The sequence below is a fragment of the Citrobacter sp. SX206 genome (assembly GCF_024181025.1).
In the GTDB taxonomy this organism is placed as follows: Bacteria; Pseudomonadota; Gammaproteobacteria; order Enterobacterales; family Enterobacteriaceae; genus Citrobacter; species Citrobacter youngae.
On record NZ_CP049738.1, the window covers coordinates 2,398,174 to 2,422,518 of the forward strand.

Consider the following 24,345-nt stretch of genomic DNA (forward strand, 5'->3'; position numbering starts at 1 on the left):
CCATGAGCGAAATTAAAGACGTCATTGTTCAGGGGCTTTGGAAAAATAACTCCGCCCTTGTACAGTTACTCGGGATGTGCCCGTTGCTGGCCGTTACCTCTACTGCAACCAATGCGTTAGGTCTGGGGCTTGCGACTACGCTGGTGTTGACCCTGACAAACCTGACAATTTCAGCGCTACGCCGCTGGACACCGCCCGAAATCCGTATTCCCATTTATGTCATGATCATCGCCTCCGTAGTGAGTGCGGTACAAATGCTTATCAATGCCTACGCCTTTGGCCTGTATCAGTCTCTGGGTATCTTTATCCCCTTGATTGTGACCAACTGTATTGTTGTTGGCCGCGCAGAAGCCTTCGCCGCTAAAAAGGGCCCTGCTTTATCCGCGCTCGATGGTTTTTCTATTGGCATGGGGGCGACCGGCGCCATGTTTGTTCTCGGATCGCTGCGTGAAATCATAGGTAACGGTACATTGTTCGACGGCGCAGACGGACTGCTGGGCAATTGGGCCAAAGTCCTGCGCGTGGAGATCTTCCATACTGACACACCATTTCTGCTGGCCATGCTACCGCCGGGTGCATTCATTGGCCTGGGGCTGATGCTGGCTGTTAAGTATCTGATTGATGAAAAGATGAAGAAGCGTCGTGCCGAGGCCGCTATGGCAGCAGACCCGGCGGGTGAAACAGGGAATGTGTAATGAACAAAGCAAAACGGCTGGAAATACTGACGCGCCTGCGTGATAACAATCCACATCCGACAACCGAGCTTAATTTTACATCACCGTTTGAACTGCTGATTTCGGTCTTGCTCTCCGCGCAGGCCACCGATGTCAGCGTCAATAAAGCAACGGCTAAGCTTTACCCCGTCGCTAATACGCCTGCCGCGATGCTGGAACTCGGCGTTGAAGGTGTTAAGTCCTACATCAAGACAATCGGTTTGTTTAACAGCAAAGCGGAGAACGTGATTAAAACCTGCCGCATTTTACTGGAAAAGCACAATGGCGAGGTTCCGGAAGACAGAGCCGCATTAGAAGCCCTGCCTGGCGTTGGGCGCAAGACGGCGAATGTAGTGTTAAATACCGCCTTCGGCTGGCCAACGATTGCCGTAGATACCCACATTTTCCGGGTATGTAACCGGACACAATTTGCCCCAGGTAAAAACGTCGAACAGGTCGAAGAGAAACTGCTGAAAGTCGTCCCCAGTGAATTTAAAGTCGATTGCCACCACTGGTTAATTCTTCATGGTCGCTACACCTGCATAGCCAGAAAACCACGTTGCGGTTCCTGCATTATCGAAGATCTTTGCGAATTCAAAGAAAAAATCGATATCTGACAACATGGGGCCATAACGCTGGCCCCTATTTCATAACGATTAGTTATGCACTTCTCAACCGTTAATTTCCCGACAATGATGCCGTACCTTCCTGCATATCTAATGTAATATTCTTGTGAACTAACACCTGAGTAGGTTAATCGTTTTTTTAATAGTAGAAATTTCTATCCATCCGTGATCAAGATCACCCTGATAACATTATGTAAAATATTTATTATTTTGTAGTTAAAATGACAATCAGATGACCTGACAGGTTCGTTTCGATACAAAACATTACACTGGCTATTTTTCAGATAATGGACCATATCACTACCTTCAAGCCAAAATAGCAGAACATATCGCCACATTCCCATTTTAACCCCATCCTGACAGTGTAAAAATCTGCCATTTTCAATATGAAGAAATTTAACGCTGGATAACATTTCTCAGCCCCGACGATTTCACCATCTGAGTTATATGTAACAGATTATTACAAACCCCTTGTCTGAATGGTCAAGATAGTGAACATTACTTGCCGTTTCCCCTCCCACTATAACAATCGGACGGATGAACTTGACTCATCACGTACCAGAACACCCCCGTTGATATGGGATGTAAAAAAAGAGGTAAAAGTGTCTACTGCAAACAATAAACCAACAGAAAGCGTCAGTTTAAACGCCTTCAAACAACCAAAAGCGTTCTATCTCATTTTCTCAATTGAGCTATGGGAACGTTTTGGTTATTACGGCCTGCAAGGGATTATGGCCGTCTACCTGGTGAAGCAACTGGGTATGTCAGAAGCGGATTCCATCACCCTTTTCTCCTCCTTTAGCGCCCTGGTGTATGGCCTTGTTGCCATTGGTGGCTGGTTAGGTGATAAAGTTCTGGGTACAAAACGCGTCATTATGCTGGGTGCCGTTGTCCTGGCCATTGGTTATGCGCTGGTTGCATGGTCTGGTCACGATGCGGGTATCGTTTATATGGGTATGGCAGCCATCGCGGTCGGTAACGGCCTGTTTAAAGCGAACCCATCTTCCCTGCTTTCTACCTGCTATGCCAAAGATGACCCGCGTCTTGATGGTGCATTCACCATGTACTACATGTCCGTCAACATCGGCTCATTCTTCTCTATGCTGGCAACACCGTGGCTGGCAGCGCGTTATGGTTGGAGCACCGCGTTCGCCCTGAGCGTTGTGGGTATGCTGATCACCGTTGTTAACTTCGCCTTCTGCCAGCGCTGGGTTAAACAGTACGGTTCCAAGCCTGACTTTGAGCCGATCAACTTCCGTAACCTGCTGCTGACTATCGTTGGTGTTGTGGTGCTGATCGCGATTGCAACCTGGCTGCTGCACAACCAGCAGATCGCACGTATGGTTCTGGGTGTAATTGCCATCGGTATCGTGTTTATCTTCGGTAAAGAAGCCTTCACCATGCACGGTGCTGCGCGTCGTAAAATGATCGTCGCCTTCATTCTGATGCTGGAAGCGATTATCTTCTTCGTACTGTACAGCCAGATGCCGACCTCACTGAACTTCTTTGCGATTCGTAACGTTGAGCACTCTATTCTGGGCATTGCTTTCGAACCTGAACAGTACCAGGCGCTGAACCCGTTCTGGATCATCATTGGTAGCCCAATCCTCGCCGCTATCTATAACAAGATGGGCGATACGCTGCCGATGCCAACCAAATTTGCGATTGGTATGGTGCTGTGTTCCGGTGCGTTCCTGATCCTGCCGCTGGGCGCTAAATTCGCGACCGATGCGGGCATCGTTTCTGTTAACTGGCTGATCATCTGCTACGGTCTGCAAAGTATCGGTGAACTGATGATTTCTGGTCTGGGCCTGGCGATGGTGGCACAGTTGGTTCCACAGCGTCTGATGGGCTTCATTATGGGTAGCTGGTTCCTGACCACTGCCGGTGCAAACATCATCGGTGGTTACGTGGCTAACATGATGGCGGTTCCGGAGAATGTGACCGATCCGCTGATGTCTTTGGAAGTCTACGGTCGCGTGTTCCTGCAGATTGGTGTTGCAACGGCGGTTATCGCTGTTCTGATGCTGCTGACGGCACCGAAACTGAATCGTATGACTCAGGACGACGAAGCCGATGAGAAAGCCGCTAAGGCCGCAACAGCGTAATTCTCAGGGAAACTTAATTTCAGGCCGCTAACTGTTGTTAGCGGCTTTTTTTTTGCTCCAGGTAGCACTACCATACGGTATACCTCAGCCAAAAGGAGTTACCGATGAAACTGTTCTACAAACCGGGCGCTTGTTCTCTCGCTTCCCACATCACACTTCGTGAGAGCGGTAAAGATTTCACTCTGGATGGTGTTGATCTGATGAAGAAACGCCTGGAAAACGGCGACGATTTTTTCGCGGTAAACCCGAAAGGACAAGTTCCCGCACTGTTGCTGGATGATGGTACACTACTGACCGAAGGCGTCGCCATCATGCAATATCTCGCAGATACCGTTCCAGACCGTCATCTCCTGGCCCCTACCAGCAGTCTCTCACGCTATAAAACTATCGAATGGCTTAACTATATCGCTACAGAGCTACATAAAGGTTTTACCCCACTGTTCCGCCCGGACACGCCAGAGGAGTACAAACCAACCGTACGCGCATTGCTTGAGAAAAAAATGCAGTATGTGAACGAATCGCTGAAAGACAACCCGTGGATTTGCGGCGCACGCTTCAGCATTGCTGATGCCTATCTGTTTACCGTACTGCGTTGGGCGTATGCGGTTAAGTTGAATATGGCAGGATTAAGCCATATCGAGGCGTATATGGCGCGGATGGCTGAACGCCCGGCGGTTGCCGCAGCGCTTAAAGCGGAAGGATTAAATTAATTGTTGTTGCCGGGTAGCGCTTGCGCTTACCCGGCCTACAGCCAAACCCAGGCCCGATAAGCGTGAGCGCCATTGCACATTGATTACAGCTGAGTAGCGCTAAAGTAGTGTTCCGGTTTCGCGATACGATCCTGAGCGGCAACCACCTGCAGCTCATACTCCTGCATCTCTTTGGTGGCGATCATAATTTCGTACACCGCCGCAGTCACATGTTCCAGCGCCTGCTGCAATGAAGCCCCCTGCAACAGTTTAACCAACAGCAAGCCACTGGTGACGTCACCAACGCCAACCGGTTGGCGTGAGCCAAAATCAACAAGCGGACGGCTGATATGCCACGCCTGATCAGCGGTGACCAACAGCATCTCAAAGCGATCTGCGCTCATGCCTGCACGGGCAAGATGCTTAACCAGCACAATTTCCGGCCCCTGCGCAATCAGTTCACGGGCAGCCAGCACCGCCTCATCAACATTGTTAACCGCATGCTCGCTCAGAATTTCGAGTTCAATCAGATTTGGCGCGATAATGTCGCTGGCCGGAAGTGCGTGACGAACATGAAATTCCGCAACGCCAGGTGCCACGATGCATCCTTTTTCAGGATGACCCATCACTGGATCGCAAAAGAATTTCGCCTGGGGATTTGCCGCTTTCACTTTGCGCACAATACCCAGAATATGCTCGCCCTGCTCAGCGGATCCCAGATAACCACTCAGCACCGCATCGCAGGTCTGAAGTTTATCGATATCAGCAATGCCCTGAACAATCTCAGTCAGGTGACTGGGTGGCATAACACAGCCGGTCCATTTACCGTACTGCGTGTGGTTAGAAAACTGAACGGTGTTGAGCGGCCAGACATTCGCGCCAAGACGACGCATCGGAAATTCGGCAGCACTGTTGCCGGCATGGCCAAAAACAACGTGGGACTGGATGGCGAGGATATTCTTCATTTTACTTACCACAACCCTAAAAAATAAAGGGGCGTAGTTTCCCACGCCCCTGCTGACTTTGACTTACTTCCAGCAAATCAGACAGTAGTTCTTTTTGCCACGGCGCAGTAAGGTGTAGCGGCCGAACAAAATATCACTGTCCTGGAAGAAATATTCCGGGTCAGATTGTTTCTCACCATTAATGGTGACCGCATTAGACGCAATGGTCTTACGCGCCTGACCGCGAGAAGGCTGCAGTTCAGAATCCACCAGCGCCTGCATCAGGTCGGCACCCTTGTCCATTTCAATCATCGGTACACCATCCTGCGCCAGCTGTTCGAAGTCCGCTTCGCTCAGGTCGCTCAGGTTACCATTGAACAGGCTTTCGGTAATGCGTTTCGCCGCCACTAAACCTTCTTCGCCGTGAACCAGACGCGTTACCTGCTCAGCCAGAACATACTGGGCACGCGGCGCTTTACCGCTGTTCTTATCTTCTTCTTCCAGCGCATTGATCTCTTCAATGTCCATGAAAGTGAAGAATTTCAGGAAGCGATATACGTCCGCGTCAGCTGTGTTGATCCAGAACTGGTAGAACTTGTATGGGCTGGTTTTCTTCGGATCCAGCCAAACTGCGCCACCTTCCGTTTTACCGAATTTGGTACCGTCAGCTTTAGTGATCAGCGGAACCGTCAGGCCAAATACCTGATTCTGATGCAGACGGCGGGTCAGATCGATACCCGAGGTAATGTTACCCCACTGGTCAGAACCGCCAATTTGCAATGCCACGCCATGCAGTTTATTCAGGCAGGCAAAATCATAACCTTGCAGCAGGTTGTAAGAAAACTCGGTAAAGGAGATCCCCTGATCGTCACGGTTCAGACGCTGCTTAACCGCTTCTTTGTTGATCATCTGGTTTACGGAGAAGTGTTTGCCGATATCACGCAGGAAAGTCAGTACGTTCATACCGCCAAACCAGTCGTAGTTGTTCGCAGCAATCGCCGAGTTGTCGCCACAGTCGAAATCGAGGAACGGTGCCACCTGTTTGCGGATTTTATCCACCCACTCCTGCACGGTATCTTCAGTATTCAGTTTACGCTCGGCGGCTTTAAAGCTCGGATCGCCAATCAGACCCGTTGCACCACCCACCAACGCAACAGGCTTATGGCCTGCCTGCTGGAAGCGTTTCAGGCATAACAATGGAACCAGATGCCCCAAATGCAAGCTGTCAGCGGTAGGATCGAAGCCGCAATAGAGCGCGATCGGGCCTTGCGCCAGTCGCTCTGCTAACGCTTCCTCGTCCGTCACCTGGGCCACCAGCCCCCGCTCTTGCAATTGTTTAATCAAGTTACTGCTTGCCATCAAAATCTCCATGTATAAAACGACTGCACCTTTGCCGGTACACGACTTTTCGCCTGATGCGAAAGAGACATAGAATAAAGCGCCGGATTCATCAGCACCAGCGCTTAAAACAAGAATTTTGCATCTTTAGGGGGCCAGACGGTCAATTTTCCACGCGTCATCTTCACGTTGGTATAAAAAACGGTCGTGCAGACGGTTTTCACCACCCTGCCAGAACTCCATTTGTTCAATGCTCACGCGAAAGCCGCCCCAGAAACTCGGCAACGGAACTTCCCCTTGCTGAAACTTCTGCTTCAGCTCAAGAAATTTACTTTCCAGAATTCCGCGTGCGGAGATCCGACTGGACTGCTTAGAAACCCAGGCGCCAATCTGGCTATCGCGCGGGCGACTGTGGAAATATTTTACCACCTCAAGCGTGGACAAGCGTTCGGCCTTGCCGATGACCATCACCTGCCGTTCCAGCGTATGCCAGGGGAACAAGAGGCTAATGCGTGGGTTGTTCTCGATCTGGTGCGCCTTACGGCTGCCCATGTTGGTATAAAACACCAACCCTTTGTCATCATAATGTTTGAGCAACACGATTCGCTGATACGGCTGACCGTGTTCATCGACTGTTGCGACGACCATAGCGGTAGGGTCTGCCAGTTTGGCATCACAGGCTTGCCCCAGCCAGCGCTCAAACAGCGCAAGGGGTTCGGCGGGAAGATCGCGGCGGCGAAGACCACCTTTCGTGTATTCACGGCGCAGATGCGCGATTTGCTGCAATTCGTCGTTATCAGACATGATGTTGGCTACGGATTGTCAGTGGGTGACGCTATTGTGCGCCGCCCAGGTGAAAATCTCAACGCTTCGGGTTCTGTAACTGACAGTTATTTAGCACAATTCTGTCTCGTTTATAGACCGTTGCCTCGTCGCCTTTAGACCAGAAGACGTAGATACCATCGGTATAGCGTGCACCTGATGCCGACACACCCTGTTTGAGATTCAATAGTTGATTATCATAAACAAAGCTCGCCACCTGTCGGGTATTGTTCAATTTTACGGTAAGCGGTTTTTCATCACAGCGGTATTCGAGCGTATCCGTTTGCATGCGCTCGACAAATTGGTTGTACACACTACAACCGGTAAGCAATACGGGCAGACACACTAATAACAATTTTTTCATAGCCATTTCCTGAAGACTTTCCTGGTCCCGGAGGGCAAAAACACCCTCCCTAACATCCCTAGTTTATCGGTATAGCGCCTGAAATAATTTCAGTTAACTCTGAGTTCGTGGATTGGCGGGGAAAATAGCCCCTAAAACGCTGGGCTCAGATGCACCGGTCACCGAAGGCAGGTTGCCCGGCAGTCCCGCGAGTGTACGCCACGCCAGCCAGGCAAAGGCCAACGCTTCCATATCATCACCACTGATCCCGGCTTCATCGGTGGAGGTCACTTCCGTCCCTGGCAGCAGCGCCGCCAGACGCATCATAAGAAGTGGATTGCGACTACCGCCGCCACATACCATCAACCGTTCACACCCACCGCTCAATAGGACCTGCTCGGAAATCGTCACGGCCGTCAGTTCAGCCAAAGTCGCCTGTACGTCTCGTGGGCGAATTCCCGGAAACTGCGCCAGATGGCGTTCAATCCAGCCATAATTGAAATATTCGCGCCCCGTACTCTTTGGCGCTGGTGCAGAGAAATACGGATCGTTAAGCATCGTTTGCAACAGTGGCAGGATCACTGTACCCGAGCAGGCCCACTGTGCATCTTTATCATAAGGTTGGCCACATTGCCGCCAAATCCACGCATCCATCAGCATATTGCCCGGGCCGGTGTCATACCCCCGAACCGGTTGTTTTGGAATGAGCAGTGACAGATTGGCAATACCACCAATATTTAACACCATCCGGCGTTCCGTTGGATGCGCCAGCAACGCCTGATGAAAAGCTGGAACCAGCGGTGCCCCCTGTCCACCTAACGCGATATCGCGCCGACGAAAATCACCGACCACCGTTACCCCGGTACGCGCTACAATCTGGTTGTTATCACCAATTTGTAGCGTGTGTGGCGCAATTCCTGTCGGTTCATGCCACACGGTTTGCCCATGACAGCCGATCGCGACAATATCCTGCGGTTTTAATTTTTCCTGCTGCAGCAACGCGTTCACCGCATCAGCGAACAAACGCCCCAACTGCGTGTCCAGTTGACCGTATTGGGAAAGCGTCAGTTGCTGCCCCTGACAAATATCCAGAATGGCCTGTTTTACATGAACGGGGATGGGCCATGTCAGACTTGCCTGCTGCGCAACCATCGTTTCATCTATCGCCGCCAGCACAACATCCACACCATCAAGGCTGGTTCCAGACATCACTCCGATAAAACGGCCCGATTTCATACGTCATCCTTTTAAGCAAATTAGCCTTGACACTCCACCATAAAGTGTCGACTAATTCCATGCTTCCTTGATGATTTTTGCAGGTTAATCTTTCCAGTAACCGCTAAATTCCATCACCGTGATGAATGATTCGTTTATACTCGGTTAACCCGATTTCGGTTAAGATTTTCATATTGTTCCAGTAGAACATGTGACCTTAGACTCACAAATGCCATATAATTTAGCCATGAGGAGTGCTTTATTAGCGTTTCGTGGTGACAAAGGAGATTTGTAAATGATTAAACGTGTGCTGATTGTTTCATTAATGGGCGTATCTTTAGCGGGCTGCGTTAACAATGATAGCCTTTCCGGTGACGTGTATACCGCATCCGAAGCGAAACAAGTTCAGAACGTTACCTACGGTACGATTGTTCATGTTCGTCCGGTGCAAATCCAGGGTGGTGACGACGCAAACGTGATTGGCGCTATTGGTGGTGCTGTGCTGGGTGGGTTCCTCGGTAACACCGTAGGCGGCGGTACCGGTCGTTCATTAGCGACAGCTGCAGGTGCGGTTGCTGGTGGCGTAGCAGGCCAGGGCGTACAAGGCGCGATGAATAAAACCCAGGGCGTAGAACTGGAAATTCGTAAGGATGACGGTAATACCATTATGGTGGTTCAGAAGCAGGGTGCGACCAAATTCTCTGCGGGTCAGCGCGTTGTTATGGCTAACAATGGTAGCCAGGTTACCGTGTCTCCACGTTAATCGAATTCACGTGTGGTCAGCCTCTGGCCACACGTCGTTTTGATCGCTTTAGCCCTGCGACTGCAGTTCAATGATATTGTGTTCCAGTCTGGCGACCAGTTTTATCAGCAGATCAATTTCCTCAGCGGAAATCCCTTCCAGAATTTCGCCGCGCGTTTTATTGATAACCGCTTCCATATCAGCAATCAGCGGTTCGGCCTTCTCCGTTAATTTAATTCTCTTTGCCCGACGATCGCTGGCGCAAGTCTGTCGTGAAATGAGTCCCTTTTCTTCTAACTGGTCGAGTGTACGCACCAATGAAGGCTGCTCAATACCAATCGCTTTAGCCAGTTGAATCTGTGATTGATCCGGTGGCAACTGATGAATGTTGTGCAGCGTAACCCAATGCGTCTGCGTCAACTCCAGAGGTTTCAGGCGATGGTCAATCAGAGCACGCCAAATGCGCACCAACCGTGCCAGATCAGAACCTAATGGCGATTCCAATTTCATCTCCTTATAATTAGCTTGCTAAGTTATTGTGCTGATTTTAGAATAGTGTGCAGCATTTGTATTCCCAAAACAAATGTATTGCCAAATTTGCTTACCGGATGACATTTTTTCAGACATTATGCGTTACAGAGACACATTGTCCCTTTTTTTGCTAAACCTATAGCAACGCTCTTTTCGCCAAGGATTTTGCCCGTGAAGTTTATGTTTAATGCAACAGGATTGCCCCTACAAGATTTAATGATCGGAGCATCTGTCTACTTCCCCCCTATTTTCAAGGCGTTTGTTGCAGGATTTATCCTCTGGCTAGTTGTTCATCGCCTGCTACGCGACTGGATCTATTCTGGCGAAATCTGGCATCCCCTGTTAATGGATCTGTCCCTCTTTACGCTTTGCGTGTGTCTGGCCTTTGTCATGTTGATTGCGTGGTGATTATGTCGCTTAAAACCATTAAATACTTCTCCACTATTATAGTCGCTGTCATCGCCGTCCTCGCCGGGTGGTGGATGTGGAATTACTATATGCAATCTCCATGGACGCGTGACGGAAAAGTCCGCGCTGAACAGGTCAGCATCACACCGCAAATCTCTGGCAGCATTAGTGAACTCAACATTAAAGATAATCAACTGGTTAACAAAGGCGATATTCTTTTTGTTATCGACAAGACCCCTTTCCAAATAGCTGAGCTGAATGCACAGGCTCAGTTGGCCAAAGCGCAGTCCGATCTGACCAAAGCCGATAATGAAGCCAGACGTCGCCGCAATTTGTCGCAAAATTTCATCTCGGCAGAAGATTTGGACAGTGCACTGCTCAATGTAAAAGCCATGCAGGCGACTGTTGCCGCAGCCCAGGCCAGCTTGCACCATGCTCAGTGGCAACTGGCGCAAACGGTAGTCAAAGCCCCGGTCACAGGCTGGGTCACCAATCTATCAACCCGTACCGGAGACTACGCCTCAACGGGTAAACCGCTGTTTGCTCTGGTCGACAGTCACTCTTTTTATGTCATGGGCTATTTCGAAGAAACCAAGCTACGCCATATTCAAGACGGGGCACCTGCTCTAATCACTCTCTACAGCGGCAACATTAAGTTACAGGGTCACGTTTCCAGCATTGGTCGCGCTATTTATGATCAGAGCGTGGAAAGCAATTCCGGTCTGGTTCCTGACATCAAACCAAACGTTCCGTGGGTCCGTCTGGCGCAGCGGGTTCCTGTTCGTATCGAATTTGATACCCTTCCGCACGATGTTACGCTGGTTTCGGGGACAACCTGTAGCGTGTCCATCGGTCAGCAAAAATGAAACTGCCCCGCCTGACACCAGCCATTCTGCCGTGGTTTAAAGCCACGAGCGGACAATGGCGTTACGCGCTGCGTAATACTATTGCGATGTGTCTGGCGCTAACCTTCGCCTATTACCTCAATCTGGACGAACCCTACTGGGCGATGACATCAGCAGCGGTAGTCAGTTTTCCAACCGTTGGTGGCGTGATCAGCAAAAGTCTGGGGCGTATCGCGGGCAGTTTACTTGGTGCAACGGCCGCATTGATTATAGCCGGTCATACACTCAATGAACCGTGGCTGTTTCTGTTGAGCATGTCAGTCTGGATCGGTTTTTGTACCTGGGCGTGCGCGCATTTCACCAACAACGTGGCCTACGCTTTTCAACTGGCAGGCTATACCGCGGCGATTATTGCGTTTCCAATGGTGCATATTACAGAGGTTACGCAACTGTGGGATATCGCCCAGGCACGTGTGTGCGAAGTCATTGTCGGGATCCTCTGTGGCGGCTTGATGATGATGATCCTGCCCAGTACATCCGATGGCACCACGCTGCTGACCGCATTGAAAAATATGCATGCACGTTTGCTGGAGCATGCCAGTTTACTCTGGCAGCCAGAAACCACAGATGCTATCCGCACCGCCCATGAAGGGGTGATTGGCCAAATCCTGACCATGAATCTGCTACGTATTCAGGCGTTCTGGAGCCACTACCGTTTTCGCCGTCAAAATACCTTGCTCAATGCGTTGTTACACCAGCAGTTGCGGTTGACCAGCGTAATTTCCAGCCTGCGGCGGATGCTACTGAACTGGCCCAACCCCCCGGCAAATACCCGGAATGTCATTGAGCAGTTGCTGAACGCATTGGTAAAACCCGATACCGACAGCTACGCCGTAGCGCGGATTATCGCCCCGCTGTGCCCCGTCGATCAGCATGACTATCGGCACGTCGCCTTCTGGCAGCGTCTGCGCTATTTTTGCCGTATCTATCTGAAAAGCAGCCATTATCTGCGCTTACTGGAAAAGGGGGTTACGGTCGATAATATCAATATTGAGCGCACGCCGGGTCTTGCCCGTCATACCGATAACGCGGAGGCTCTCTGGAGCGGATTGCGTACCTTCATTACGCTGATGGCAATCGGCGCGTGGAGCATTGGCGCACAATGGGAATCAGGCTCCGGGGCTCTGACACTTGCCGCCATCAGTTGCGTGTTGTATTCCGCCGTAGCAGCCCCCTTCAAATCACTCTCTTTGCTGATGCGCACGCTGGTCCTGCTGTCGCTGTTCAGTTTTGTGGTGAAATTCGGTCTGATGGTACAAATTACCGATCTCTGGCAGTTTATTCTGTTTCTCTTCCCACTGCTTGCCACCATGCAGTTGTTAAAATTACAGATGCCGAAACTGGCAGGGCTTTGGGGACAGCTGATCGTCTTTATGGGATCGTTCATCGCGGTGACCAATCCTCCCGTCTATGATTTTGCAGTTTTTTTGAATGACAATACGGCGAAGATCACGGGCGTCGCGCTGTCGTGGCTGGCTTTTGCCATTCTGCGGCCAGGTTCTGATGCGAGAAAGAGCCGCCGTCATATTCGTGCGTTACGGCGTAACTTTGTCGATCAACTTAGCCGCCATCCGTCACTCAATGAAAACGAATTTGAATCGCTGACCTATCATCACGTCAGCCAGCTCAGCAACAGTCAGGATGCGCTGGCGCGACGCTGGTTATTACGTTGGGGGGTCGTATTGCTGAACTGCTCGCACGTAGTGTGGCAACTGCGCACCTGGGAGGCGCGTTCGGATCCGCTGGCTCGGGTCAGGGACGTGTGTATCTCTCTGCTGCGCGATGTAATGAGCGAACGTGGCGTCCAGCAACGATCACTGAATGCCACGCTGAGTGAGCTACAACGCATCTGCGATACGCTTGCCCACCATCATCAACCTGCTGCGCAGGAGTTATCGGCATTGGTCTGGCGGCTACACTGCTCGCTTTCACAACTCGAACAGGCGCCACCGCCGGGCACTCTCAGTAGTTGATTATTTGATAACACCACAGGCGTAGCGCGCTCCGCCACCGCCAAGCGGTTTCGGTTGATCGGACATATTATCGCCGCCCACATGGATCATCAGCGCCTTACCTTTTACCTCGTCGAGCGTTTTGAGCCGCGGCGCAACAACCGGCGTTGTCGCATTCCCTTCGTTATTTACCACCAGCAATGGCAGGTCACCCATGTGACCTGCGCCTTCCGGACCTTCATGCTTGCCAGTTTTATGCGGATCATAATGACCGCCAGCCGATTCTGCTGCTGAGGCTTTACCCTCTTTGATAGCGGGTTGGCAACTGCCGTTAGCATGCACATGAAAACCATGTTCACCCGGTGGCAGTGCTTTAAGATCAGGCGTAAACTCCAGCCCTTTTGCGGATTCGGCAATAGTGACCGTACCAATCTCCTGGCCAACGCCCTGCGACGTCACCAGATTCATCACCACCTTCTCACTGGCAGCCTGTGCACCTGCACAGCCCAATAACGTGATGATGGCTAAACTCAAACGTTTCATACAACCTCCGTCATCCAGGTGTCTGACTGATAAGTGTAATCCAGTGACACAAATTTGAACGACGGAACGCTGAATACGTGATTAAGGCACGTCGTAACCGAGCGCCGCTTTACGAATACGGAACCACTGCTGGCGAGACATGTTCAATGACTCTGATTCAATTGCAGCACGCACACGTTCGATTTTACCCGAGCCAATAATCGGCAGTGGCTGCGACGGCAGACGCAGGATCCACGCATACACCACTTGTTCTATGGACTGTGCATTCAGTTCTTCTGCTATCACGGCAAGTTCATTTCGTAATGGCTGGAACGCATCGTCATTAAACAAGCGACCGCCGCCGAGGCAGGACCAGGCCATTGGACGAATACGCAACTGCTGTAGTTGATCTAAAGTGCCATCCAGCAGGAGCGGCTGATGTACCGGTGAAATTTCTACCTGGTTGGTCGCCAGCGTAAACGGCAGACGCGATTGCAGCAATGAGAACTGTGCCGGGGTGAAGTTAGAGACACCAAAATGGCGCACCTTACCGCTATGATGTAATGTCTTGAAAGCTTCCGCCACATCGTCTGCATCCATTAACGGATCGGGACGGTGGATCAACAGCAGATCAAGATGATCGGTTGCCAGCAGCTTCAGCGACTGTTCGGCACTGGCAATAATATGGGCGCGGTCAGTGATGTAATGACCCAGCGCGTTTTCCTCTTTCGCCGTCGTGGCAATACCGCATTTGGTCACAATCTGCATTTTTTCACGCAGGTGCGGTGCCAGTTTCATCGCCTCGCCAAACGCCGCCTCACACTGGTATCCGCCATAAATATCCGCGTGATCGACAGTCGTGACACCCAGATCGAGATGTTCCTCAATAAAGCTGACTAGCTGACGTGCGGACATATTCCAGTCCATCAGGCGCCAGTACCCCATCACAAAGCGCGAAAATTCCGGGCCTTGCGGCGCAATAGTAATACGCTGAACCATAGCAGCTTCCTTATAAGTGAATGTGCATCGAGTATACGCAATTACGCTTTTAAAAGAGTGAAGGTTGTTGCGGTTCTTCCGGCGGGTTGGATTTGTTTGCGCGTAATTTACGCATCAGGCGCTGGCGACAAAGCCGCAGTACCTCCTGCTTTTGGGCATCGCTCATTTTCTGCCAGTTAAAACGCTCATCCCGACTGCGAAAACAGCCACGGCAAAATCCGCGTTCGTCAGACTGACATATACCGCGGCATGGGCTCTGGACAGGGAAAAACTCCAGCTGTTCGGCCACATCCCCTCCTTTAGTGAGATTGATATACCTATTGAAGACGTTAACTGAATTTCTCGCAAGGGCTATTGCATTAGACCGACTGGTCTATTACACTTCTTCCCATGAACAAAGTCACTGAACACGATACACGCGAACATCTGCTGGCGACCGGCGAACTGCTGTGTATGCAGCGCGGCTTCACCGGCATGGGCTTAAGCGAACTACTGAAAACCGCTGAAGTTCCTAAAGGTTCGTTTTATCACTATTTTCGCTCTAAAGAAGCGTTCGGCGTCGCGATGCTGGAACGCCACTATGCGGCCTATCATCAGCGACTGGCTACGCATTTTGCTACAGGGGCGGGGAATTACCGCGACCGTATCCTGGCCTACTATCAGGAAACCCTGAACCAGTTTAGCCAGCACGGGATTATCAGCGGCTGTTTAACCGTTAAGCTGTCTGCCGAAGTGTGCGATCTGTCAGAGGATATGCGCACAGCGATGGATAAAGGTGCACGGCACATTATTGCGCTGTTAGCGCAGGCGCTGGAGAAAGGCCGGGGCAATCACTGTCTGTCCTTTGTTGGCGAGCCGTTACAGCAGGCACAGGTGCTGTATGCATTGTGGCTGGGCGCCAACCTCCAGGCCAAGATTTCTCGTAGCGCCACTCCGTTGGAAAATGCGCTGGCGCACGTTAAAACCATCATTACAACGCCTGCCGTTTAACAGGCGTTTTTATTTCTTTTATTACTAGACGACCGGTCTATTCAGGAGTGCCACATGTCATCTGAAAAACTGTTTTCCCCACTGAAAGTGGGCGCCATTACGGCAGCGAACCGCATATTCATGGCGCCACTGACGCGTCTGCGCAGCATCGAGCCGGGCGACATCCCTACTCCGCTGATGGCCGAGTATTACCGTCAACGCGCCAGCGCAGGTCTTATTATCAGCGAAGCGACGCAGATCTCCGCCCAGGCGAAAGGCTATGCAGGGGCGCCGGGGCTACACAGCGAAGCACAGATTGCCGCATGGAAAAAAATCACTGCGGCCGTACATGCTGAGCAAGGTCATATTGCTGTTCAGTTGTGGCACACCGGGCGCATTTCTCACGCCAGTCTGCAGCCAAATGGTCAGGCACCGGTTGCGCCTTCTGCGATTAGCGCCGGTACCCGCACCTCACTGCGCGATGAAAATGGCCAGGCAACACGTGTCGATACCTCAATGCCGCGTGCGCTGGAAACCGAAGAAATCCCTGGCATAGTAAATGACTTCCGTCAGGCGATTGCCAACGCACGCGAAGCGGGTTTCGACATGGTTGAACTGCATTCCGCTCACGGCTACCTGCTGCATCAATTCCTGTCACCAACGTCTAACCAGCGTACCGATCAATACGGCGGTAGTGTTGAAAACCGTGCTCGTCTGGTACTGGAAGTCGTCGATGCAGGTATTAAAGAATGGGGTGCCGATCGCATTGGTATCCGTGTTTCCCCTATCGGCTCGTTCCAGAACGTCGACAACGGTCCGAATGAAGAGGCTGATGCTCTGTACCTGATTGAACAACTGGGCAAGCGCGGCATTGCTTATCTGCACATGTCCGAGCCAGACTGGGCTGGTGGCGAACCGTATTCAGACGCGTTTCGCGAGAAAGTTCGCGCCCGTTTCCACAGTCCGATTATTGGTGCGGGCGCCTATACGCCAGAGAAAGCCGAATCACTGATCGAGAAAGGTCTGATCGATGCTGTTGCCTTTGGTCGTGCTTACATTGCTAACCCGGATCTGGTTGCACGTCTGCAGCGTAAAGCCGAGCTCAATCCACAGCGTGCGGAAAGTTTCTACGGCGGCGGTGCTGAAGGCTATACCGATTATCCTACCCTGTAACCTCACAAACTCAGTTCTGCCATTGATAGCGGCGTAACAACGCCGCTATACTAAAACAACATTTTGAATGTATTAGCCATTTTCGAAGGGGAAAAAGATGCGTTTACTTCATACCATGCTGCGCGTGGGTGACCTGCAGCGTTCCATCGAGTTTTATACTAACGTGTTGGGCATGAAGCTGCTGCGTACCAGCGAAAACCCTGAATACAAGTACTCTCTGGCCTTTGTCGGCTACGGCCCGGAAACCAGCGAAGCGGTGATCGAACTGACTTATAACTGGGGTGTCGATAAGTATGAGCTGGGCACAGCCTACGGTCATATCGCCCTGAGCGTAGATAACGCGGCAGAGGCCTGTGAACGTATTCGTCAAAACGGCGGTAACGTAACGCGTGAAGCGGGTCCGGTAAAAGGCGGCACAACAGTGATCGCGTTTGTTGAAGATCCGGACGGCTATAAAATTGAGCTGATCGAAGAAAAAGACGCCGGCCGCGGTCTGGGCGACTAACCCCCCCTCGGGCGCAGATCGTCTGTGCCCGTAGTTTTATACTCATCATTTTGCCATAATACGCGCTGCAATTTTCCCGTATTAAGAGACCCAGATGTCCGATAACGCTCAACTTTCCGGTCTGTGTGACCGTTTTCGTGGTTTTTATCCTGTCGTCATTGATGTCGAAACAGCAGGATTTAACGCCAAAACCGATGCGCTGCTTGAAATTGCCGCCATCACTCTGAAAATGGATGAACAAGGCTGGCTGATGCCGGACATGACGTTACATTTCCACGTTGAACCGTTTGAAGGGGCGAATTTACAACCCGAAGCGCTGGCATTTAACGGTATCGACCCGAGCAACCCGCTGCGTGGCGCGGTCAGCGAGTACGACGCGCTGCATGCCATCTTCAAAATGGTGCGTAAAGGTATTAAAGATAGCGGCTGTAATCGGGCTATCATGGTGGCGCACAATGCGACATTTGATCACAGTTTTATGATGGCTGCAGCAGAACGCGCTTCACTGAAACGTAATCCGTTTCACCCCTTCGTCACCTTTGATACGGCAGCATTAAGCGGCCTGTCGTTGGGGCAAACAGTACTGTCAAAAGCCTGTCTGGCTGCAGGAATGGAGTTTGATGGGACTCAGGCGCACTCGGCGCTGTATGACACAGAACGGACAGCCGTTCTGTTTTGCGAAATCGTTAACCGCTGGAAACGCCTCGGCGGTTGGCCTCTTCCCATGCCCGAAGAAGCATAACGGACCGATAAAAAAAGCGACCATCACAGGTCGCTTTTTTATTTCCGCTAAAATTACTCAGCGCCTGGCTCTTCGGTTTTGTATTTCGCCGCAGTTTCTTTAATCAACTGCTGCAACTCCCCGCGCTGGTACATTTCAATTAAAATGTCACAGCCGCCTACCAGTTCACCATCAACCCACAGCTGTGGGAAAGTCGGCCAGTTGGCATATTTCGGCAGCTCGGCGCGAATATCCGGGTTCTGCAGAATATCAACATAAGCAAAACGTTCACCACAGGCGGACAACGCCTGCACAGCCTGAGCAGAGAAACCGCAGCTTGGCAGTTTTGGGGAACCTTTCATGTACAGGAGAATCGGGTTTTCAGCGATCTGGCGCTGGATTTTTTCGATAGTGGTGCTCATTATCTTGCTTCCTTAAACTTCTTTTACGGCAGTAGTCTGACATTGTAGCGGGTCAGGCAGGTAACGGAAAATAACATTTTCATTACGCGATATTATTTTATCGCCTGTCGTTAAAAGTTGCATTCACAATCTCATTTATCCGCATGGAGCCTGTGGATTTGATTATCTGTTCACCAATTACGCCCTGAATTGCTGTTTTTTTTTGCGGTCGGTTACGAAACGTAGTTTTAAACGAAAAAAGCTATTAACTTTCCCTCTTTCTATAGATTAGAATCGTCAAGTTTTGAAAATCACACGCAGGCACGATAGACCTGCCTTACCAGAGGACTGCTCAGTGGCGCGGATAAACCGAATCTCGATCACGCTCTGTGCTTTACTTTTTACCACACTGCCTTTTACGCCTATGGCTCATGCTTCCAAGCAGGCCAGTACGACACCTACCGCTTCCCACACCGTCAAGACGGTAGATAAAAAGAAAAGCGCAACAGCCAGCCAAAAAGCAACAAAAACCAACAAGAAAACGGCGACAAAAAACACCAGTAAAACCAGTACGAAAACGGCTTCCTCCTCCAAAAAACGCACAGCGACTCCGGCAAAATCGACGAAAACAGCAAACCGTCGTAGTAAAACAGCGGCAATACAATCCCCCGCCGTCACCTGGACTGAAAAATGTACCCCGCGCAAAGGTCATAAGCCACGTTGTGTAAAAGTGAAGACGACTGCGCCAACAGCCGTTGCTGATGTACATAAAGTGAAAGTACAGAAAGCAACCAAAACCGCCATGTCTACCCTGATGAACCAAATCGGCAAACCTTACCGTTGGGGGGGCACCTCACCCAGAACCGGTTTTGATTGCAGCGGGCTGGTTTATTACGCATACAAAGATCTGGTCAAGTTCCGCATTCCGCGTACCGCCAATGAAATGTATCACCTGCGCGACGCTGCGCCGATTGAACGTGGCGAACTGAAAAACGGTGATTTGGTCTTCTTCCGCACGCAAGGTCGCGGTACCGCCGACCACGTTGGCGTCTATGTCGGCAATGGTAAATTTATCCAGTCTCCACGCAGCGGTCAGGAAATTCAAATAACCTCTCTGAGCGAAGATTACTGGCAACGCCACTACGTGGGCGCTCGCCGTGTAATGACGCCGAAAACAATTCGCTAAAAACTTACCCTACAGAATATGCTGTAGGGTAAGTTCTTCTTTTGCATAACCTTTCAATTTGCTACCCTATCCTTACTCACAATGAGGCTATTGTGTGTACTCAATATAAATAATAAGGAGAGAAGCAATGTCGTTCGAATTACCTGCATTACCGTATGCCAAAGATGCTCTGGCACCGCACATTTCTGCCGAAACGCTGGAATACCACTATGGCAAACATCACCAGACTTACGTTACTAACCTGAATAACCTGATTAAAGGCACGGCGTTTGAAGGTAAATCACTGGAAGAGATCGTACGTAGCTCTGAAGGTGGTGTATTCAATAACGCAGCCCAGGTCTGGAACCACACGTTCTACTGGAACTGCCTGGCCCCGAACGCAGGTGGCGAGCCGACCGGTAAACTGGCCGAAGCGATTGCCGCCTCCTTTGGCAGCTTTGCAGACTTCAAAGCACAATTCACCGATGCCGCTATCAAGAATTTCGGTTCTGGCTGGACCTGGCTGGTCAAAGGAACGGATGGCAAACTGGCTATCGTGTCCACCTCCAACGCAGGTACACCGCTGACGACTGACGCGACGCCGCTGATGACCGTTGACGTGTGGGAACATGCTTACTACATCGATTATCGTAATGCCCGTCCTGGCTACCTGGAACACTTCTGGGCACTGGTGAACTGGGAATTTGTTGCGAAAAACTTCGCAGCATAAGATGACAACGCAGAAGGGTTTCCCTTCTGCGTTTTTGTTTTTAATTCGTTGCGTTGCAGACTTCTTCCGCTTGTTTCCTTGCCGAGACAAAGACCAGCAGTAGCGCAAGTCCCGCCACAATCGCCCCCATTACCGGTACGAAACTGTAGCCCAACCCTCCGGAAATTACCGCCCCACCAGCCGCCGCTCCCAGGGCATTCCCCAGATTAAACGCGCCAATATTAACTGACGATGACAATCCAGGCGCCTCGCTGGCAACGCGCATCACACGCATCTGCAGCGGCGGAACCACCGCAAACGTTGCTGCACCCCACACCACCATACTCACGGCCGCACCCAGCTCATTACGCGCAAGGAAAGGTATCGCCAGCATAATAATCATCAGCAGCAGTAAAAAGCCTTTTAGCGTACCGTTAACCGAACGGTCAGCCAGTTTACCCCCCAGATAGTTACCGATAGAGAACCCAACGCCAATCAGCACCAGCATAGCGGTGACAAACGCCGGTGTAGCATGAGTAATGCTATGCAGCACGGGTGAGATGTAGGTATAAAGCGTAAACATCGCCCCGGCCCCCAGAACGGTCGTCAGCAGAGCCGACAACACCTGCGGACGCATGAGTACCGCCAGTTCGCTGCGGACATCCGGGCGCTCTCCTGCCCCACCTTTGGGTAATGAGAAGAACAGGCTGACCATGGCGATAACACCCAGTCCCGCCGTCGCCATAAAGGACATACGCCAGCCGATGGTTTCCCCAAGCCAGGTTGCTGCGGGAACACCGCCAATATTGGCAATTGTTAACCCCATAAACATGGTTGCTACGGCACTGGCCTGTTTGTGTTTGGGCACCACGCTTGCGGCAACCACAGAGCCAAGGCCGAAAAATGCCCCGTGGTTAAGACTGGTCAAAATGCGCGACAGCATCAGCGTCGTGTAATCCGGAGATATCGCCGAAAGTACATTACCCAACGTAAAAATGGCCATCAGGAAGATAAGCGCATTGCGACGCGCACGATGGGACAGCAGTAATGTCATCAGCGGGGCGCCAACCATCACGCCTACCGCATACGCGCTGATTAACATCCCTGCGGCCGGAATGGATACATCCACGCCTTTGGCAATGACGGGTAGCAACCCCATAGGAGAAAATTCGGTCGTTCCAATGCCAAACGCACCTATCGCCAGCGCCAGTAAAGGATAATTGAGTTTCATCTATCGACTCCGTAACGTCGAGCCTTGGCACGACACATCATAAGAGTCAAAAGCATGACATTGATCGCAAAATTAATAAAGTTAACAAAACTGCAAAAGACTTTTGCTTATTTGCAAAAAATAGGACGGAAAAGGCAAGCAGAAAGGATGAGGGAGAGCGAACTCCCTCGGGGGGAAATCAGTGCAGTGCTGCAGTCAGGCCACCCGCGACAATCAGGCCCAGAACAATTATGGTCGTTACTAACGAAAATTTCAGATCGGTGCTCATCAAGTTTTCTCCTTTTTATTCCCACACAAAAAGTGATATTGCGCATTTTTACACACTTGAAAGCAAAAATCTCTCACGATTTATATTGATAACTGCTTTTAACTCTTCCCCTTTTCGTTAAGATCAGACAAAATTCCACGCTTACTTGATTAGCGTACCGGCCATTGACCCCTTCCTGACGTTCCGTGTCGTTTTCCCGGCGTGCCGCAACCCTGACGTTGCGTTGAGGGTGTGTGAAGGCAAACGTTTACCTGGAGTATTCTCAGGAGCTTAGGATATGGTCTGGAGTGAGATGTAATGGCAACTATTAAAGATGTAGCGAAGCGAGCAAACGTTTCCACTACAACCGTATCACACGTAATTAACAAAACGCGCTTTGTCGCTGAAGAAACGCGCAACGCTGTCTGGGCAGCGATCAAAGAGCTGCACTACTCACCTAGCGCAGTTGCACGTAGCCTGAAGGTGAATCACACCAAATCGATCGGTTTGTTGGCAACCAGCAGCGAAGCGGCATATTTCGCCGAAATTATCGAGGCCGTTGAGAAAAATTGTTTCCAGAAAGGCTACACCCTGATTTTGGGCAACGCCTGGAACAGTCTCGAAAAACAGCAGGCTTATCTGTCTATGATGGCGCAAAAGCGCGTAGATGGCTTGCTGGTAATGTGTTCAGAATATCCGGAATCACTGCTTTCCATGCTCGAAGAGTATCGCCATATTCCAATGGTGGTTATGGACTGGGGCGAAGCAAAAGCCGACTTTACCGATACCGTCATTGATAACGCTTTCGAAGGCGGTTACATGGCAGGCCGGTATCTGATCGAACGCGGTCATCGTGAGATCGGCGTGATCCCAGGACCTATGGAGCGTAATACCGGCGCAGGCCGCCTGGCTGGCTTCATGAAAGCGATGGAAGAAGCGCTGATTAAAGTGCCTGACAACTGGATTGTCCAGGGTGATTTTGAGCCTGAATCCGGCTACCGCGCTATGCAGCAAATCATCTCCCAGTCACATCGCCCAACCGCCGTATTCTGTGGTGGCGATATTATGGCGATGGGTGCGCTGTGTGCCGCAGATGAGATGGGACTGCGCGTGCCGCAGGATATCTCAGTTATCGGTTACGACAACGTGCGCAACGCCCGTTACTTCACCCCTGCGCTGACAACCATCCATCAGCCAAAAGATTCACTTGGTGAAACGGCCTTCAACATGCTGTTAGACCGAATCGTGAATAAACGTGAAGAATCGCAGTCCATCGAGGTACACCCACGCCTGGTAGAGCGTCGCTCCGTGGCCGACGGCCCGTTCCGCGATTACCGTCGTTAAGACTGTTGTGCGGGAGCCTCATCCGGCTCCCGCAGCCACTCCTTGTTCAGCGTTTCGCTATCCCCTAAATAGTCCAGCAGCCAGCTCAATGCCGGCGACGTATCGTTCTGTTGCCATGTCAGACAGCATGCGGCATCCGGGAACGGATTTTCCAGCTGTAACGCCACCCATTTTCCGCTATCGATCCACGGTTTGGCAAAATGCGTCGGTACCATCCCGACACAGAGTCCGGCTGACAAGCAGGTGGCCGATGATTCCCAGTCAGGCACCACGACGCGTTTTTGGTTGTCCAGTAGCCAGGTAATACGCTTTGGCAGCGTACGGGACGTGTCTTCGCGTACCAGCGATGGCCAGTTGCGCAACGTATCGTCACTGAGCGGTCCCGGCATTGCCGCCAACGGATGATGACTGGCCACCACGCAACTCCAGCTCAGCATTCCCATATCCCGGAACGTATAGCGCCCCCCTACCGGAATGGCCTGCGTTGCTCCGATAGCTAACTCCACCCGACCATCTGAAAGCGCGTCCCAGACACCGTTAAACACCTCCTGAAAGACCAGAAGTTCCACATCATCGAAATGGCGGTAGAAATCCACGATCATCTGGCGGGTACGATCCGGGCGGACAATGTTATCGACTGCGATCGCCAACTGCCCGCGCCAGCCGTTGGCAATTTGCTGACATTGCTGACGGGTGATCTGCATTTTTTTGATAACAGATCGGCCTTCTTTTAAAAACCACGCGCCAGCAGGCGTTAATTCCACGTCCCGATGACGACGTTCAAAAAGTGGCACAGCCAGCCACTCTTCCAGTTGACGCACTGTGTAGCTTACCGCCGAAGGTACGCGGTGCAACTCCTGAGCAGCAGAACTAAAGCTACCGTTACGCGCCACCGCATCAACCACCTCAAGTGAATATTCCGACCACATATTCTGCCTGCAAAAAATTTGAAATCAGTAAGCAAATATTAGCGTTTCACAGCGAGAATTACACTCACTACACTCAGCGGCAATGTTCTATTGC

The 24,345-nt window shown here is 51.2% G+C and carries 27 protein-coding genes and 1 pseudogene; 15 read left to right on the forward strand and 13 right to left on the reverse strand.

All coding sequences use genetic code 11. The features are described from left to right. The first annotated feature begins 2 nt into the window (after positions 1–2). The 4 genes from G8S19_RS11720 (at position 3) to gstA (ending at position 4,157) form a co-directional block, all read left to right on the forward strand. The gene (locus tag G8S19_RS11720) at positions 3–695 is read left to right on the forward strand and encodes an electron transport complex subunit E (protein WP_048211748.1); all 693 of its coding nucleotides are present in this window, start codon (positions 3–5) and stop codon (positions 693–695) included. Continuing rightward, positions 695–1,330, forward strand: a complete 636-nt coding sequence (gene nth / locus G8S19_RS11725) for an endonuclease III (protein ID WP_253685215.1) — start codon at positions 695–697, stop codon at positions 1,328–1,330. The genes G8S19_RS11720 and nth overlap by 1 nt, the downstream gene beginning before the upstream one ends. Positions 1,331–1,941: 611 nt before the next feature. Continuing rightward, complete coding sequence (dtpA, locus tag G8S19_RS11730) at positions 1,942–3,447, forward strand: dipeptide/tripeptide permease DtpA (protein ID WP_048211750.1); 1,506 nt, start codon at positions 1,942–1,944, stop codon at positions 3,445–3,447. A 104-nt stretch (positions 3,448–3,551) separates the two neighbouring features. After that, a complete protein-coding gene (gstA, locus tag G8S19_RS11735) occupies positions 3,552–4,157 on the forward strand; it encodes a glutathione transferase GstA (protein WP_048211751.1) in 606 nt (201 codons plus the stop codon). Between the two features lie 83 nt (positions 4,158–4,240). Here gstA and pdxY read toward each other — a convergent pair whose 3' ends face one another. The 5 genes from pdxY to anmK form a co-directional block, all read right to left on the reverse strand. Further along, positions 4,241–5,101 (reverse strand): pyridoxal kinase PdxY, encoded by an 861-nt coding sequence (pdxY, locus tag G8S19_RS11740; RefSeq protein WP_124021750.1) that lies wholly within the window; start codon positions 5,099–5,101, stop codon positions 4,241–4,243. A gap of 63 nt (positions 5,102–5,164) precedes the next feature. Beyond that, the gene (tyrS, locus tag G8S19_RS11745) at positions 5,165–6,439 is read right to left on the reverse strand and encodes a tyrosine--tRNA ligase (protein ID WP_020996426.1); all 1,275 of its coding nucleotides are present in this window, start codon (positions 6,437–6,439) and stop codon (positions 5,165–5,167) included. A 126-nt stretch (positions 6,440–6,565) separates the two neighbouring features. Then, complete coding sequence (pdxH, locus tag G8S19_RS11750; RefSeq protein ID WP_048211753.1) at positions 6,566–7,222, reverse strand: pyridoxamine 5'-phosphate oxidase; 657 nt, start codon at positions 7,220–7,222, stop codon at positions 6,566–6,568. Between the two features lie 58 nt (positions 7,223–7,280). Next, entirely contained in the window at positions 7,281–7,610 is a 330-nt protein-coding gene (gene mliC / locus G8S19_RS11755; RefSeq protein WP_086523662.1) for a C-type lysozyme inhibitor, read from the reverse strand. 87 nt (positions 7,611–7,697) lie between these two features. Beyond that, positions 7,698–8,819: an anhydro-N-acetylmuramic acid kinase gene (anmK, locus tag G8S19_RS11760; protein WP_048211755.1), complete on the reverse strand. Its 1,122-nt coding sequence runs from the start codon at positions 8,817–8,819 to the stop codon at positions 7,698–7,700. 274 nt (positions 8,820–9,093) lie between these two features. Here anmK and slyB point away from each other — a divergent pair, with 274 nt between their 5' ends. Then, on the forward strand, positions 9,094–9,561 hold the full coding sequence (gene slyB, locus G8S19_RS11765; protein WP_003029175.1) for an outer membrane lipoprotein SlyB: 468 nt from the start codon (positions 9,094–9,096) through the stop codon (positions 9,559–9,561). 48 nt (positions 9,562–9,609) lie between these two features. On the opposite strand, the gene slyA is transcribed toward slyB, so the two are convergent. Beyond that, complete coding sequence (slyA, locus tag G8S19_RS11770; RefSeq protein ID WP_019076732.1) at positions 9,610–10,050, reverse strand: transcriptional regulator SlyA; 441 nt, start codon at positions 10,048–10,050, stop codon at positions 9,610–9,612. Between the two features lie 192 nt (positions 10,051–10,242). Here slyA and G8S19_RS11775 point away from each other — a divergent pair, with 192 nt between their 5' ends. The 3 genes and pseudogenes from G8S19_RS11775 to G8S19_RS11785 all read left to right on the forward strand — a co-directional run bounded on the left by G8S19_RS11775 (position 10,243) and on the right by G8S19_RS11785 (position 13,382). Then, entirely contained in the window at positions 10,243–10,479 is a 237-nt protein-coding gene (locus G8S19_RS11775; protein WP_005127177.1) for a DUF1656 domain-containing protein, read from the forward strand. A 2-nt stretch (positions 10,480–10,481) separates the two neighbouring features. Then, positions 10,482–11,345: an HlyD family secretion protein gene (locus tag G8S19_RS11780; RefSeq protein WP_253685217.1), complete on the forward strand. Its 864-nt coding sequence runs from the start codon at positions 10,482–10,484 to the stop codon at positions 11,343–11,345. Next, positions 11,342–13,382 (forward strand): annotated as a pseudogene (locus tag G8S19_RS11785) (FUSC family protein). The gene G8S19_RS11780 and the pseudogene G8S19_RS11785 overlap by 4 nt, the downstream one beginning before the upstream one ends. On the opposite strand, the gene sodC reads toward G8S19_RS11785, so the two are convergent. From sodC to G8S19_RS11800, 3 genes are all read right to left on the reverse strand, one after another. Further along, positions 13,358–13,879: a superoxide dismutase [Cu-Zn] SodC gene (gene sodC / locus G8S19_RS11790; protein ID WP_101742545.1), complete on the reverse strand. Its 522-nt coding sequence runs from the start codon at positions 13,877–13,879 to the stop codon at positions 13,358–13,360. The pseudogene G8S19_RS11785 and the gene sodC sit on opposite strands and share 25 nt — an antisense overlap. 81 nt (positions 13,880–13,960) lie before the next feature. Continuing rightward, complete coding sequence (locus G8S19_RS11795) at positions 13,961–14,857, reverse strand: aldo/keto reductase family oxidoreductase (RefSeq protein ID WP_061067856.1); 897 nt, start codon at positions 14,855–14,857, stop codon at positions 13,961–13,963. Positions 14,858–14,906: 49 nt separating this feature from the next. Continuing rightward, a complete protein-coding gene (locus G8S19_RS11800) occupies positions 14,907–15,146 on the reverse strand; it encodes a DUF1289 domain-containing protein (RefSeq protein WP_048211759.1) in 240 nt (79 codons plus the stop codon). Positions 15,147–15,247: 101 nt separating this feature from the next. Here G8S19_RS11800 and G8S19_RS11805 point away from each other — a divergent pair, with 101 nt between their 5' ends. The 4 genes from G8S19_RS11805 to rnt all read left to right on the forward strand — a co-directional run bounded on the left by G8S19_RS11805 (position 15,248) and on the right by rnt (position 18,246). Then, positions 15,248–15,847: a TetR/AcrR family transcriptional regulator gene (locus tag G8S19_RS11805; RefSeq protein WP_048211760.1), complete on the forward strand. Its 600-nt coding sequence runs from the start codon at positions 15,248–15,250 to the stop codon at positions 15,845–15,847. A 54-nt stretch (positions 15,848–15,901) separates the two neighbouring features. After that, positions 15,902–16,999, forward strand: coding sequence for an alkene reductase (locus G8S19_RS11810; RefSeq protein ID WP_061067855.1), 1,098 nt, complete (start codon positions 15,902–15,904; stop codon positions 16,997–16,999). A gap of 97 nt (positions 17,000–17,096) precedes the next feature. Continuing rightward, positions 17,097–17,504 carry a lactoylglutathione lyase gene (gloA, locus tag G8S19_RS11815; RefSeq protein WP_003029198.1) on the forward strand — a complete coding sequence of 136 codons (408 nt, stop codon included), beginning with the start codon at positions 17,097–17,099 and terminating at the stop codon, positions 17,502–17,504. A gap of 94 nt (positions 17,505–17,598) precedes the next feature. Further along, entirely contained in the window at positions 17,599–18,246 is a 648-nt protein-coding gene (gene rnt, locus G8S19_RS11820; RefSeq protein ID WP_048211762.1) for a ribonuclease T, read from the forward strand. Positions 18,247–18,299: 53 nt separating this feature from the next. Here rnt and grxD read toward each other — a convergent pair whose 3' ends face one another. After that, a complete protein-coding gene (gene grxD, locus G8S19_RS11825; protein ID WP_063427344.1) occupies positions 18,300–18,647 on the reverse strand; it encodes a monothiol glutaredoxin 4 in 348 nt (115 codons plus the stop codon). 334 nt (positions 18,648–18,981) lie between these two features. Between grxD and G8S19_RS11830 the strand changes: the two genes are divergently transcribed. Further along, complete coding sequence (locus tag G8S19_RS11830; protein ID WP_253685219.1) at positions 18,982–19,812, forward strand: C40 family peptidase; 831 nt, start codon at positions 18,982–18,984, stop codon at positions 19,810–19,812. A 127-nt stretch (positions 19,813–19,939) separates the two neighbouring features. After that, positions 19,940–20,521: a superoxide dismutase [Fe] gene (gene sodB / locus G8S19_RS11835; RefSeq protein ID WP_048211764.1), complete on the forward strand. Its 582-nt coding sequence runs from the start codon at positions 19,940–19,942 to the stop codon at positions 20,519–20,521. 40 nt (positions 20,522–20,561) lie between these two features. Here the strand turns inward: sodB and G8S19_RS11840 are convergent, their stop codons facing one another. Continuing rightward, complete coding sequence (locus G8S19_RS11840; RefSeq protein WP_048211765.1) at positions 20,562–21,731, reverse strand: MFS transporter; 1,170 nt, start codon at positions 21,729–21,731, stop codon at positions 20,562–20,564. 178 nt (positions 21,732–21,909) lie between these two features. Continuing rightward, positions 21,910–21,999 (reverse strand): cytochrome bd-I accessory subunit CydH, encoded by a 90-nt coding sequence (gene cydH / locus G8S19_RS11845; protein ID WP_003029209.1) that lies wholly within the window; start codon positions 21,997–21,999, stop codon positions 21,910–21,912. A 297-nt stretch (positions 22,000–22,296) separates the two neighbouring features. Between cydH and purR the strand changes: the two genes are divergently transcribed. After that, positions 22,297–23,322, forward strand: a complete 1,026-nt coding sequence (purR, locus tag G8S19_RS11850; RefSeq protein WP_048211766.1) for an HTH-type transcriptional repressor PurR — start codon at positions 22,297–22,299, stop codon at positions 23,320–23,322. Here purR and punR read toward each other — a convergent pair. Further along, a complete protein-coding gene (gene punR / locus G8S19_RS11855) occupies positions 23,319–24,251 on the reverse strand; it encodes a DNA-binding transcriptional activator PunR (protein WP_048211767.1) in 933 nt (310 codons plus the stop codon). The genes purR and punR overlap by 4 nt on opposite strands. Positions 24,252–24,345 lie beyond the last annotated feature (94 nt).